We start from the raw sequence: 12,977 nt of genomic DNA on the forward strand, positions 1-12,977 counted from the left end.
TGTACTACTTTAGTTGATATGTAATTCTTTCAAAGAACTTGTTGCGCTCGTTTTCTCGATTGCGGGTGCAAAGGTAAGGAGTTTTTATTAACCGGCAAATTTTTCAGGGAAAAATTTGAAAAGTTTTTTTAAGCCCCCGGACGCCCGGACATCTTGCTTAGCCTTGCTAACCTCATCCGCTTTCCGGTTTACCTCTTCTCAGCATGTATATCACTGACCACTCTCGCTCGAATGCGGGTGCAAAAGTAGAGGATATTTATGCAACTACCAAATCTTTTCCAATCTTTTTTGCATCTTTCTTTCACGAGGAGGTTCTGTATTATAAGGTACGGGAAGGAAAGTAAAGATATGTTTTTTCTTAAGCTATCGTTATTTCATTATCCAAATAGACATCCTGTATTGTATGGAGTAATTCTATCCCATCCTTCATCGGACGCTGGAATGCTTTTCGACCACTAATCAGCCCCATACCTCCGGCTCGCTTATTAACAACGGCAGTATATACTGCATCTTTCAAATCTGAGGAGCCATGAGACTCACCACCTGAGTTTATCAGCCCAACACGTCCCATATAATTATTGGCAACTTGATAACGACAAAGATCAATCGGATGTTCGGTTGTCAGTTCCGTATACATTTTTTGATCAACTTTTCCGAATTTAATCGTAGTAAAACCTCCGTTATTTTCAGGTAATTTCTGTTTAATAATATCCGCTTTGATTGTTACACCCAAATGATTAGCCTGACCGGTTAAATCAGCTGACGCATGATAGTCTACTCCTTCTTTTTTAAACTCATTATTACGTAAATAACACCAGAGAACAGTAACCATCCCTAATTCATGCGCATATTCGAAAGCTTCAGAAATCTCGACTAACTGCCGACGACTATGCTCGGAACCAAAATAAATAGTCGCTCCCACTGCTGCAGCACCCATATCCCAAGCCTCTTTCACTGTGCCAAACATAATTTGGTTGTATGAATTAGGATAAGTCAATAATTCATTATGGTTAAGTTTTACCAGAAAAGGTATTTTATGTGCATATTTTCGAGCTACAGAGCCCAAAATTCCAAAAGTAGAAGCAACTGCATTACATCCGCCTTCAATAGCTAATTTAATGATATTTTCAGGATCAAAATAAATAGGGTTCGGAGCAAAAGAAGCACCGGCTGTATGTTCTATATCTTGATCGACAGGCAAAATAGAGACATAACCGGTATTTGCCAAACGTCCATGACCAAGTAATCTTTGCAAATTATTTAATGTTTTCAGATTCCTGTCCGAAACGCTCCAGATATCATCGATTACTGAGGGAGAAGGAAGATGTATGAGCGATTTGTCTATTGTTTTACAAGTATGATTCAACAGAAATTCACCTTGTTCACCTAAAAGGTTCTTGATTTTCGAAGTATCCATAATATTAGTTTTTTAAATAAAACAATCCTCCATTAATGAAGGTTCATAGTTTTTATCAATTAACAGATAGAATATTTCTATCAAGAAAAAAACACTCCCTTCAAAATGTTTAGTTAATTTTGCACTAAACAACCAATAAAAATTTTACAAGTATGAAAAAGAAATGGATCTGCACAGTGTGCGGTTATGTTCATGAAGGTGATGAAGCACCTGATTTTTGTCCTCAGTGTAAACAGCCAAAGAGCAAATTCAAAGAATTGGTAGAAACTACCGGAGCTTTGCAATTTGTAGACGAACATGTATTGGGCGTAGCAAAGGGAGTAGACCCAGTCATTTTAGAAGGTCTGAATGCCCACTTTATGGGAGAATGTACGGAAGTCGGTATGTATTTGGCAATGAGCCGCCAAGCCGACCGTGAAGGTTACCCCGAAGTTGCCGAAGCTTTCAAACGTTATGCTTGGGAAGAAGCTGAACATGCGGCTAAATTTGCAGAATTACTGGGTGATGTTGTTTGGGACACAAAAACCAACCTGAAAAAACGCATGGAAGCTGAAGCCGGAGCTTGCGAAGATAAAAAACGTATTGCTACATTGGCTAAACAGCAGAATTTGGATGCTATCCACGATACTGTCCATGAAATGTGTAAAGATGAAGCTCGTCACGGTAAAGGATTCGAAGGTTTATACAACCGTTATTTCAAATAAATCGCAAATTCGTTAACTACAAAAGGGGATGTGTCAGACTTTTGGCACACCCCCCTTTTTATTGCAAAAACAAATTAGACATAGGATATAACCATCTTCGGCAAGTCCCTTGGACATGTTTATCGTCCTCAAGATACTAGATTCATAATAAGAAGCTGACATTTATTTAAAACTGAATGTTCATTGCTCCCCCTACAGTAAACAAATTCAACACCCCGCCTCCACCCTTCACCATAGAAGGAAGCATAACATAATCCACATAGGCTTTCATTCCAAAGTTACGTTTAGCTAAATAGGTGATAGACAAACCTGTACTTAAACTAAAATTACCGGTTTCTCCAATCAATAAATCAGAAGAAGCATATTCCGGATAATAAGCATACCCCACTAAGGCCTTAGCTCCCGTCAACCAACGCGCTGCAAGCGGGTATGAGAAGTAAGGACCAGCATAAGCCGAGACAATCTCAACGGCATCCGTTGTTTCCACATCATCGACAGAAGGCTGCATACAAGCGACCAACGCACGCCCACCGATACCGACATACGGAGTTAGAAAGTAGGCCCCTTCAAAACCGGCACTACTCCCGGCAGATAAAGACAGTTTTCGCCCATCAGAAAGTCTATTACTTCCTACCGGCAAATTCACTCCCATATATAAACCGACAAATGAAGGACGATACAATCTCTCAAACGGCTCACTTTCCCCAAAAGAACGTATCCCTTTCTCTTTAAATATCAGGTCCGCCAAATAATACCCCAGTTCCGTAGTCAGAATACCAATACCAGCCCCAACCATTACATCGCTCAGCCAATGGCGGTTATTCATCATACGGCTTACCCCTGTTGCCGTTGCAACTGTATAAGCCCCAATACTATACCAAGGACTCCTCCCACCATACTCTTTGTGCATCATCGTTGCAGTCATAAAAGCTGTAGCCGAATGTCCCGAAGGGAAAGAGCGACGATTACTGCCATCCGGACGCTTTACTTTAGCCGTAAACTTTACCCCATTCACAATCGAGGCCATTAATGCTACCGAAAAAGCATCCGATACAAGCATTCGTCCCCATGAACTGCGACTATCCACACCGCCGATTTTCATCCCCACCATTGCAAAAGCCGGTAGATATTGCAAGTAATCGTCATATTTCCAATGGTAGTCCGGTATAAAAGTATTTCTCAATTCCCGGAAATGTTTATCCGAAGCTTTTGCCAGAAAGCCTACAGTCACTAGAGGAACTCCAATACCAGTTATTTGAAAAGCTTTTGAAGATACAAAATTACATTTAGAATGTTTATTAAAATTATAATACGAAATATTTATCGTGTCTTTTTGTGCATTCGAATCCGCACAAAAAGACATCAACAATATAGCAATCAACAGATTACATAGAACACAATGATTTTTGATTTTATACAAGACCATAGATATTGAATTATATAGTTCAGTAAGAACTACGCCTTTGGGTATCAAAAAGAAGTGGTTTGTAAAAGAAATATGTGGGCAAGGCTTTCCTTATGGTCTAAATATGAAAACACAACACAGAAATATTCCAAAATAAAAACACATATTTCACATAAAAATGTTACCATTCGAAATTTATTCTATAATTTTGTCTCATTATTAACGTAGTTCTTACTGAACTCTGTCACCCTTTTTTATCCTTACCCCTGTTTCTTCCTATCTCTGTATTAAAAAGTAGGTTACATTTCATGACTTATTGTCTTATTGTACAGTTTTCACAAATACTCGTTAGTCCAAATCGAAATACAATCCCATAAAAAAGAAATTTATATCCCATATAGTTGATTTTTCTATTGCGGGTAATATTTATTAATAATCTTACATATATTATAACATTGACTATCAATCACATACAGAACAAAACATTTAAGAGGGGTTATTGTAGATTTTGTATTTATAAAATGGTCGGATTACTCACAGTTGAAACATATTTCATATAGTTTTTGCAGAAAAAACACGTTTTATGGATAAACATATCAAAAATTCCATACATTTGCAACGTCAAACGACCGAAGGAAAGATGCCAGAGTGGTCGAATGGGCCGCACTCGAAATGCGGTGAACGGGTAACTGTTCCCTGGGTTCGAATCCCAGTCTTTCCGCTAAACCAACCAGTATTCCAATCCATTTCCGTCTGATTACCAGCGTACAGAAAGATGGGGCATCCACAAGTTTCATGCAAAATCAATACAAAGTCTTAATCAATAAGATTTGCGACAAATACAAGGAAAGATAAAATAAGTCAAAAGGAAAAAGGATTCTACACAAATAAATTCTAACTTTGTCCTATCTAATGTAAAAAATAATCTAATCATGCTGAAAATCGTTCTTATTGCAATCGGTGCCATCCTATTAATTTGCATAATCATTTATAATTTATTGGTTAGCAAAAGGAATCAGGCTGAAAATGCATTTGCCACTATCGACGTAATGCTGAAAAAACGTTTCGACCTCATTCCTAATTTAGTCACAATAGCCAAACAATATGCGGAACACGAGAAAGAAGTCTTTTCCAAAATAGCTCAGATGCGAAGCATGAACTATGCAAAAATGTCGGATACCGACAAAATGGAACTGGACAACAATTTTAACAAAGCAGAAGAAAGGCTTTTAGTGATTGCCGAAAACTATCCGGAACTGAAAGCTTCCGAAAATTTCCTGCAATTGCAACGGACGCTCAACGAAACAGAGGAACAATTAGCTGCTGCGCGACGCACCTATAATGCAGCCGTCACCGACTATAATAATAGTGTCCAGAGCTTTCCATCCAATTTGATTGCTAATTCATTCAAATTCACACGTAAAGAAGTTTATAAATACTAAACTTCTTTCTAATAATCCATCGGTAAAATCAAATAAAAATGAGAAATATCCCTTCTTTTAGCGAAATAAAAGAAAGAATGGTCCCAGCTATGGACCAATTGGAAGGGCTCCGCCGTTCGCTACTTAATGATGCCAAAAAGAAAAGTTTGATATATAGTGGCGGCATATTGGCAATTGCTGTTGTCATATCCTTGTTCGCAACCTCGAATCCCTTATACGGGCTACTTTTCGGTTTCATAGTTGCCTGTATCGTTTCTTCCGTTATTTTTAATTATCAAGCAAACAAACTGTCACCTCTATATAAAAAGAAAGTGATTGGCAAACTGGTAGAAGAATTGATTGAAGAGGGGAAATACGAACCGGAAACGGGTATATCCGAAGCTTCTTTTAATCAAACAGCTTTATACAGTCGCCCCGACCGTTACAATAGTGAAGACTTTATCAGCGGAAAAGTCGGGAAAACCGCTTTTTGTTTCGCTGAAGTACATGCGGAAGAAAAACAGGTCACAACAAATTCCAAAGGGCAAACACAAACACATTGGGTTACTTTATTTCAAGGCTTTATGTTCATAGCCGATTTCAACAAAGATTTCTCAGGGCAAACGATTATTCAGAGAAATTCCATCTTTAAATTCGGACGCGGACAACGGGTTAAATTAGAGAATCCGGTATTCGAAAAACATTTCGATGTCTTTTCGACCGATCAGGTAGAAGCCCGTTATATCCTATCCCCCAGCTTAATGGAAAAACTTATTAAGCTGGACGAACTGTTCGGAAACGGCCTTTTAGTCAGCTTTCATCACTCTCAGATTGTGATTATGGTAAAGTGTACCAGCAATCATTTTGAGGCCAGCCTATGGAGATCAGTCCGTGACATCGAAAATCTGAAAGAAGAATATGCCACGATTGTTTCGCTGACCTCCATTATCGACGCGCTCGATTTGAATACCCGCATCTGGAGCAAAGAATAATCCGGATACCGAACAAGACGCAAGTTGCGCATGTAGCCATTCAATAATAAAAGAAATTTACACTTTCAATCCTGCGAGCAATCTGTCGACAGCTTCCTCCGGAGTTGCTTCGCTACCTAATAATTGGACAAATTTACTACCGATAATCGCACCGCTGGAATTAGAAACGGCCGCATCGAAAGTCGCTTTATTGGATATACCGAAACCAACCAAACGGGGATTAGCCAGATTCATGGCATTGATACGACGGAAATAAGCCTGTTTTTGTTCATCAAAACTTTTCTGCGCCCCAGTAGTAGTAGCACTCGACACCATGTAAATAAAACCGGAAGTATGTGCATCTATCAAACGGATACGCTCTTCTGAAGTTTCCGGAGTTATCAGCATAATGATTTTCAAACCGTATCGTTCGGCTGTTTCTTTATAGTCCGCCATATAATCGGCAAAAGGTAAATCAGGAATAATCATTCCATCTACCCCCACTTCCACACATTGTTGGCAGAAATTTTCGAAACCGAATTGCATAATCGGATTCAGATACCCCATTAGGATAACCGGTATCCGGATTTCGTTGCGTGCCCCGCCCAATTGTTCAAATAAACGACGAAGCGTCATACCATTGCGAAGTGCCTGGGTAGCTGCTTTTTGGATAACCGGACCGTCAGCCATCGGGTCGGAAAACGGAATTCCCACTTCTACCATATCTACACCTTTGGACTGTAAGGTTTTCAGAACTGTTACCGTATCCTCCAAATGCGGATAACCGACCGTAAAGTAAACGGATAATATATTACTTTTTTTTGTCTCAAATAAGTTTGTAATGCGATTCATACCTATCTCTTTTATTTGTTTAGTTATTTTTTTCTGATTGTCTCTACAAAAGACTTCAATTTATCAATATCTTTCAGTCCAGGTTCCGTTTCGAACCCACTATTCAAATCGATACCCATACAAGCGGGATGATGAAACCGGATAATAGCGTCCACACTATCCGGACGAATACCCCCACTTAATATAAACGGAGTTTGCCCTTCATAAGCCGCCAAGACCGACCAGTCAAACTGGTGTCCTGAGCCTCCGAACCCTTTGCATTTGGTATCGAAAAGAAAATAATCGACGCGTCCCTCATAATCAGCCGTATGCCCCAAATCCTCAACCGTAGCAACAGAAAAAGCCTTGATTAGGGAATATCCACGCTTTTGCAACATATGGCAATCATCCGGAGACTCATTTCCATGTAACTGTACATAATCAAGCTTATACCGCAAAACTGTTTTCATGATTTCCTCCAATGGGGAATTGACAAAAACGCCCACCTTCTTAACAGACTGCGGAATATGGGAAATCGCGTCTTCGGCAAGAAGCAGTTCCTTCCCGACAGCACCATACCATCTCGGAGATTTAGCATAAAAGATGAATCCCATCCAATCCACTCCCAAAGCAGCTACCTTGCGGATATTATCAGGCTCCCGCATGCCACAAACCTTTATCAGCATAACAATTCTCCTATAAATGCAGACAATGTTTTGCCAGGTTGTCCGGTTTTCATAAATGTTTCTCCTATCAAGAATCCGCGAAAACCGACTTCACGTAACCGGAGAATTGTTTCTGTGCGGGAAATGCCACTTTCCGAAACCAAGAGAGGAGAGTAATTTTTTGTTTCCACACAGGCACACATCTTTTCTGCCAAGCGGAACGAATTTTCCACATCAGTATGAAAAGTTCCCAGATTACGATTGTTTACCCCCAGCATATCAATATCCGGATTCAAATAATCCAATTCCTCTTCACTATGGATTTCCAGTAAAACCTCCATATTCAACACATGAGCTAACTCCGACAACACACGACATTTCTCGGTAGTCAGGCAAGCAGCAATCAACAATACGGCATCTGCCCCCATGACACGGGCCTGATAAAGCTGGTATTCGTCGATAATGAAATCTTTACGTAATAAAGGTAAATCGACCCGGCTACGCGCCCGGCATAAATCACTTAAAGATCCACCAAAAAACAACGAATCCGTTAAAACAGAACAGGCTGATGCTCCCGCTTTTTCATAAGCAGAAGCCACTTCCGCCACGGCCGCATCCGGATGCAGCCAACCTTTGGAAGGACTTTTACGTTTAAATTCCGCAATTATTCCGGCAGGTGAAGCAGCCAAAGAGGCACGCATCGAACGAGTCGGACGTTCCAGCCGTTCACCGCCAAGCCCCAATAGAGTTTGTAATGCAACAGCTTCCTTCTGGCGCTCCACTTCAATACGCTTATTCGCTATTATCTCTTGTAATATATCTTTCATATCGCTTATGAATTCAATTCGATGAATTTAGTCAATACAGCCAGTGCTTTTCCACTTTCAAGCGATTCACTAGCTTCTGCAATACAGGTTTCTATTTTCTTTTCCGGGCAAATCACCTGAATGGCAAATGCGGCATTAGCTATCACACAATTTTTCTGTGCATCCGTTGCCTGATTCCGCAATACATTATCAAAGATACGGGCTGCATCACCCACTGTTTCTCCTCCATCCAGTTCGGCTTCCGTCGCACGCGTAAATCCTAACATTTCGGGCGTATATAATTTTTCTTTTTCCGGCATGGAAACCTTAAATTCAGATGTCAACGATATTTCATCATATCCGTCCAAACTATGAACCACGGCAAAACGAGTACCGCTTTCTTGGTAGGTATAGCTGTAAAGACGTAATAGCGGCAAATTATAAACACCCAATAACTGATAGGCAGGCATCACCGGATTCACCAGTGGGCCAAGCATATTGAAGAAACTACGTACCCCCAAACTTTTACGAACCGGAGCTACCGCTTTCAATGCCGGGTTAAACAAGGGTGCATGCAAATAAGCAATATGGCAGATGTCCATAGAACGGCGAAGTTGGCCGATATTATTCGTAAATTTCACACCATGTTGCTCCATTACATTGCTGGCACCACTCACGGAAGTTGCTCCGTAATTACCATGTTTCACTACATTATAGCCGGCTCCTGCCACCACAAAACAGGAAGAGGTACTAATGTTAAATGTATTTTTTCCATCTCCTCCGGTTCCGACAATATCAATCGGCTTATATTCGGCTAAATCTACCGGAACACGCATTTCGAGCAGAGCTTCTCGAAAACCGCTTAATTCCTCGACAGAGATATTACGCATCAGATAGACGGTAATTAAACTGGCTATCTGAGAATCGTTGTACTTACCCTCTGCTATATTTTGTAGTATCTGGCGGGCCTCTTCACGTCCCAGGTACTGATGTTCAAACAATCGATATAATATTTCTTTCATAAAACGTATATTTTATTATTGGATTTTACTGATAACATTCCGGCAGGAAAAATCACTTTCCATTCAACCAGTTTTGTATTATCACCTTTCCCTTGGGTGTCAGAACCGATTCCGGATGAAACTGGATTCCTTTTACATCGTATTGACGGTGGCGGAGCGCCATAATTTGTCCGTCCTCACTGTCTTCAGCCGTAATTTCGAGACAATCGGGAAAATTTTCCTTCGAAACCACCCACGAATGATAACGTCCGGCACGAAAACCAGGTTCCAGACCGGCAAACAACGATTCTTTCGCCTTGATACGGATATCCGAACAAACACCGTGATGAACCTCCGCCAAATTAATCAAAGTTGCCCCGAAAGCCTGTCCGATAGCCTGTTCTCCCAGACATACACCCAGAATACTTTTCGTTGGTGCATACTGCCGGATAAGCGGTAATAAAATACCGGCCTCTTCCGGAATACCGGGTCCGGGGGAAAGTAATATTTTATCAAAACGTTCCACTTCGTCCAATGCTATCTTATCGTTGCGGTATACTTCCACATCCGCACCCAATTCCTTTAAAATATGCAATAAATTATATGTAAAGGAGTCGTAATTATCTAACAATAATATTTTCATGACCTATTTGAATTTTCTATTATCAATTTTTCAGTTTTTCAGCCAAATCAATTGCTTTTTTCAAAGCCCCCAGTTTATTATTGACTTCCTGCAATTCCCTTTCATCATTACTTTTAGCAACAATACCGGCACCAGCCTGATAATACAACACATTTCCACGACTGACAAATGTACGGATGGTTATGGCCTGATTTAAATCACCGTCGAAACCGATAAAACCGATACAACCGCCATAAGCCCCTCGATTATGTTTTTCAATGTCGGTAATCAGTTGCATAGCACGAACTTTCGGTGCTCCGCTCAAAGTTCCGGCCGGAAATGTGTCAATGTATGTTTTCACCGGATTACTGGTTGCATCGATATCGCCACTCACACGGGAAACGAGGTGAATAACATGGCTATAAAATTGTACCTCCTTATAAAAATCGACCTGTACATTATGTGCATTCCGGCTCAGGTCATTGCGAGCCAAGTCAACCAACATGACATGTTCCGCATTTTCTTTCGGATCAGCCAGTAATGCTTCTGTACGTTGTTTATCCAAAGCCACATCACCGGTACGGAAAGCTGTTCCGGCAATCGGGTCGATACTGGCGTGTCCGTCAGCTACTTTACAATGTGTTTCGGGGGAAGAACCGAAGATACGGAAACCTCCAAAATCAAAATAAAACAAATAAGGAGAAGGATTAACACTGCGTAAAGCACGATATACTTTAAAATCGTCCCCTTTGAACGGTTGCTCGAAACGGCGACTCAACACAATCTGGAAAACATCACCGCGCAAGCAATGACGGATACCTGCACGAACCATTGCTTTATATTCTTCTCCGGAAATCGGGGAAGTTTCCGCCCCTACCGTTTGAAAATTATAAGAAGCATAATTTCTATTTTCAATAAGCGATTCTATTTCGTGTAAATGAGAAGCCTCACCCGGTTCCAACAATTCGACCAAAGTCAACTCATTTTTAAAATGGTTGAAAACAAGCATGTACTTATATAATATGTATAGCATATCGGGAGCATCATTTTCTTCATGATGGGCTTCCATTACCGGAATATTTTCAAAATAACGGACTGCGTCAAAAGCTGTATAACCGAAAAGGCCGCAAACTTTTTTATCTTGCCCTTCCACAGAAAAGCGAGAAAGGAAGTCGTTCATGGCATCTCCCACATTGTATTGTTCCGTCAAAGGAGAAACTTCCCGGCTACCATCGGGAAAGGTTGAAGTACACTCGCCATTATTTATGCCGATACTTGCCAACGGGCAAAGAGCTATATATGAAAGACTATTTTCATTTCCGTGAAAATCAGAACTTTCCAGCAAGGCAGACTCAGGATAAATATCACGAACCTTCAGGTAAATACTGACCGGAGTATGGAGGTCGCCGAGTACCTTCTTGCTTATTGTCTTAAATGTATAATTCATGATTGAAAAATTATTTTTGGTTTTTATACTGAATATAGGTATCCATATCCTTATCCCCGCGACCGGAAACAGTCAGAACTACAACATCTGTAGGTTTGAATTCAACTTTTGCCAAAGCACCCAAAGCATGTGCACTTTCCAAAGCGGGAATAATACCTTCCAGACGAGTCAGTTCGAAAGCGGCATCCAGTGCCTCATCATCGTTTACAGCCAGAATAGCGGCACGATGCGTAGTAGATAGGTTTGCGTGCATCGGACCGATACCCGGATAATCCAGTCCGGCAGAAACCGAATACGGTTCTTCAATCTGCCCGTCTTCATCCTGCATCACAAGAGTACGGGCTCCGTGGATAATTCCTTTTTTTCCCAGTTGTATGGTGGCGGCACTCTTTCCGGTTGTAATACCCAGCCCGCCGGCTTCAGCTAAAACAATTCTTACCCGTTCTTCGTCAACAAAATGATAAATCGTACCGGCTGCGTTACTTCCCCCTCCTACACAGGCAATCAGGTAATCAGGACAATCGCGTCCTTCCTTTTCCTGCAATTGTTTTTTGATTTCCTCGCTGATAACAGATTGTAAACGGGCCACCATATCCGGATAAGGGTGAGGACCGACTGTCGAACCGATAATATAATACGTATCGGACGGATGGCAACACCAGTCGCGAATAGCTTCATTCGTAGCATCTTTCAAAGTCATATTCCCGGAAGTGACAGGAACAACCGTAGCCCCCAACATTTCCATTTTCTGCACATTAGCATGTTGGCGTTCCACATCCGTCTTTCCCATGTAAACGATACATTCCATGTTCATCAGAGCACAAACTGTCGCAGTGGCAACCCCATGTTGCCCGGCTCCAGTTTCAGCAATAATACGCGTCTTTCCCATCCTGCGGGCCAATAAGATTTGGCCGATTGTGTTGTTGATTTTATGTGCCCCGGTATGATTCAGGTCTTCCCTTTTCAGATAGATTTTGCAACCATACTTTTCGCTCAACCTATTCGCCAAATAAAGAGGAGAAGGACGTCCTACATAATCACGCAGTAATTGGTCGAATTCCTTTTTGAAACTATCACTTTCCAACACTTCGAGATACGTTTTTTGTAAATCCGCTACACACTGGTGAAGGATTTCGGGAATATAAGCTCCGCCAAATTCACCGTAATATCCGTCTTTGTTCACTTGATACGTTTTCATCATTCTTTCTTTTATTTTTATATTTCTTTTTGCTCTAAATGAAAAAAGGCCTGTCGCAAGTGCGACAGACCTTTTAATTATATCTCTATTAGTATATACACGAGGACTGCTTTCCTTACGACCTTTTGAGTTGTACGGAATGCCACCACCAATATGTATTTACTAAAATTGTTCTCATAACGATTATTGTTATTACGGCAGCAAATATAGATATTCTCTTACAAACTGCAAATAATTACGTCTTTTTTTTACAAAAATATTTTCAAATACGAATTTATTACTACTATTCCATATATTAAGGTATAGCAAACGACTTCCCGATACAGCCTTGAGGTAAGCCGAAAATCCAAAGATTCTTCCTAATCTAATAAAAGCCTCAACTAACCTAAATAAGAGAAATGCACATCTATCACCTCCATCTGTCTCAACCTCTTTAACATTTCATCGATACAGGGCAAACGCATTAGGAATAAAAATCAAAAGCCCCTT

Annotated in this window: 12 protein-coding genes and 1 tRNA gene; 4 read left to right on the plus strand and 9 right to left on the minus strand. The window is 40.7% G+C overall.

Going from position 1 to position 12,977, the window contains the following annotated elements:
• Positions 1–358: 358 nt before the first annotated feature.
• A complete protein-coding gene (locus tag DW103_RS17170) occupies positions 359–1,417 on the minus strand; it encodes a class I fructose-bisphosphate aldolase (RefSeq protein WP_122278395.1) in 1,059 nt (352 codons plus the stop codon).
• A 152-nt stretch (positions 1,418–1,569) separates the two neighbouring features.
• Here DW103_RS17170 and DW103_RS17175 point away from each other — a divergent pair, with 152 nt between their 5' ends.
• A complete protein-coding gene (locus tag DW103_RS17175) occupies positions 1,570–2,121 on the plus strand; it encodes an NADH peroxidase (RefSeq protein ID WP_122278397.1) in 552 nt (183 codons plus the stop codon).
• Between the two features lie 166 nt (positions 2,122–2,287).
• Here DW103_RS17175 and DW103_RS17180 read toward each other — a convergent pair whose 3' ends face one another.
• Positions 2,288–3,547 carry a phosphatase PAP2 family protein gene (locus tag DW103_RS17180; RefSeq protein ID WP_233545727.1) on the minus strand — a complete coding sequence of 420 codons (1,260 nt, stop codon included), beginning with the start codon at positions 3,545–3,547 and terminating at the stop codon, positions 2,288–2,290.
• 613 nt (positions 3,548–4,160) lie between these two features.
• Here DW103_RS17180 and DW103_RS17185 point away from each other — a divergent pair.
• The 3 genes from DW103_RS17185 (at position 4,161) to DW103_RS17195 (ending at position 5,939) form a co-directional block, all read left to right on the plus strand.
• A tRNA-Ser gene (locus DW103_RS17185) sits at positions 4,161–4,247 on the plus strand.
• A 211-nt stretch (positions 4,248–4,458) separates the two neighbouring features.
• Positions 4,459–4,968 carry a LemA family protein gene (locus DW103_RS17190; RefSeq protein ID WP_199653048.1) on the plus strand — a complete coding sequence of 170 codons (510 nt, stop codon included), beginning with the start codon at positions 4,459–4,461 and terminating at the stop codon, positions 4,966–4,968.
• A gap of 38 nt (positions 4,969–5,006) precedes the next feature.
• Entirely contained in the window at positions 5,007–5,939 is a 933-nt protein-coding gene (locus DW103_RS17195) for a DUF3137 domain-containing protein (RefSeq protein WP_122278402.1), read from the plus strand.
• A 57-nt stretch (positions 5,940–5,996) separates the two neighbouring features.
• Here DW103_RS17195 and trpA read toward each other — a convergent pair whose 3' ends face one another.
• The 7 genes from trpA to trpB are packed head-to-tail and all read right to left on the minus strand — an operon-like array spanning position 5,997 to position 12,488.
• Positions 5,997–6,770: a tryptophan synthase subunit alpha gene (trpA, locus tag DW103_RS17200; protein WP_122278404.1), complete on the minus strand. Its 774-nt coding sequence runs from the start codon at positions 6,768–6,770 to the stop codon at positions 5,997–5,999.
• A gap of 23 nt (positions 6,771–6,793) precedes the next feature.
• Complete coding sequence (locus tag DW103_RS17205; protein ID WP_122278406.1) at positions 6,794–7,435, minus strand: phosphoribosylanthranilate isomerase; 642 nt, start codon at positions 7,433–7,435, stop codon at positions 6,794–6,796.
• Positions 7,429–8,241: an indole-3-glycerol phosphate synthase TrpC gene (gene trpC, locus DW103_RS17210; RefSeq protein ID WP_122278408.1), complete on the minus strand. Its 813-nt coding sequence runs from the start codon at positions 8,239–8,241 to the stop codon at positions 7,429–7,431. Before trpC ends, DW103_RS17205 begins: the two co-directional genes overlap by 7 nt.
• Positions 8,242–8,246: 5 nt before the next feature.
• The gene (gene trpD, locus DW103_RS17215) at positions 8,247–9,242 is read right to left on the minus strand and encodes an anthranilate phosphoribosyltransferase (protein ID WP_122278410.1); all 996 of its coding nucleotides are present in this window, start codon (positions 9,240–9,242) and stop codon (positions 8,247–8,249) included.
• 52 nt (positions 9,243–9,294) lie between these two features.
• On the minus strand, positions 9,295–9,864 hold the full coding sequence (locus tag DW103_RS17220; RefSeq protein WP_122278412.1) for an aminodeoxychorismate/anthranilate synthase component II: 570 nt from the start codon (positions 9,862–9,864) through the stop codon (positions 9,295–9,297).
• 22 nt (positions 9,865–9,886) lie between these two features.
• Positions 9,887–11,290 (minus strand): anthranilate synthase component I family protein, encoded by a 1,404-nt coding sequence (locus DW103_RS17225; RefSeq protein ID WP_122278414.1) that lies wholly within the window; start codon positions 11,288–11,290, stop codon positions 9,887–9,889.
• Positions 11,291–11,300: 10 nt separating this feature from the next.
• Complete coding sequence (trpB, locus tag DW103_RS17230) at positions 11,301–12,488, minus strand: tryptophan synthase subunit beta (protein ID WP_122278419.1); 1,188 nt, start codon at positions 12,486–12,488, stop codon at positions 11,301–11,303.
• Between the last annotated feature and the right edge of the window lie 489 nt (positions 12,489–12,977).

Origin of the sequence: Parabacteroides sp. AM08-6 (assembly GCF_003473295.1) — a bacterium.
GTDB lineage: Bacteria > Bacteroidota > Bacteroidia > Bacteroidales > Tannerellaceae > Parabacteroides.

Bases quoted from the DNA above. Each gene is read 5' to 3' on its own strand.
- trpC (WP_122278408.1), bottom strand. From the start codon at position 8,241: ATGAAAGATATATTACAAGAGATAATAGCGAATAAGCGTATTGAAGTG.
- DW103_RS17195 (WP_122278402.1), top strand. From the start codon at position 5,007: ATGAGAAATATCCCTTCTTTTAGCGAAATAAAAGAAAGAATGGTCCCA.
- trpB (WP_122278419.1), bottom strand. From the start codon at position 12,488: ATGAAAACGTATCAAGTGAACAAAGACGGATATTACGGTGAATTTGGC.
- DW103_RS17225 (WP_122278414.1), bottom strand. From the start codon at position 11,290: ATGAATTATACATTTAAGACAATAAGCAAGAAGGTACTCGGCGACCTC.
- trpD (WP_122278410.1), bottom strand. From the start codon at position 9,242: ATGAAAGAAATATTATATCGATTGTTTGAACATCAGTACCTGGGACGT.
- DW103_RS17190 (WP_199653048.1), top strand. From the start codon at position 4,459: ATGCTGAAAATCGTTCTTATTGCAATCGGTGCCATCCTATTAATTTGC.
- DW103_RS17220 (WP_122278412.1), bottom strand. From the start codon at position 9,864: ATGAAAATATTATTGTTAGATAATTACGACTCCTTTACATATAATTTA.
- DW103_RS17170 (WP_122278395.1), bottom strand. From the start codon at position 1,417: ATGGATACTTCGAAAATCAAGAACCTTTTAGGTGAACAAGGTGAATTT.
- DW103_RS17175 (WP_122278397.1), top strand. From the start codon at position 1,570: ATGAAAAAGAAATGGATCTGCACAGTGTGCGGTTATGTTCATGAAGGT.
- trpA (WP_122278404.1), bottom strand. From the start codon at position 6,770: ATGAATCGCATTACAAACTTATTTGAGACAAAAAAAAGTAATATATTA.
- DW103_RS17205 (WP_122278406.1), bottom strand. From the start codon at position 7,435: ATGCTGATAAAGGTTTGTGGCATGCGGGAGCCTGATAATATCCGCAAG.
- DW103_RS17180 (WP_233545727.1), bottom strand. From the start codon at position 3,547: ATGGTCTTGTATAAAATCAAAAATCATTGTGTTCTATGTAATCTGTTG.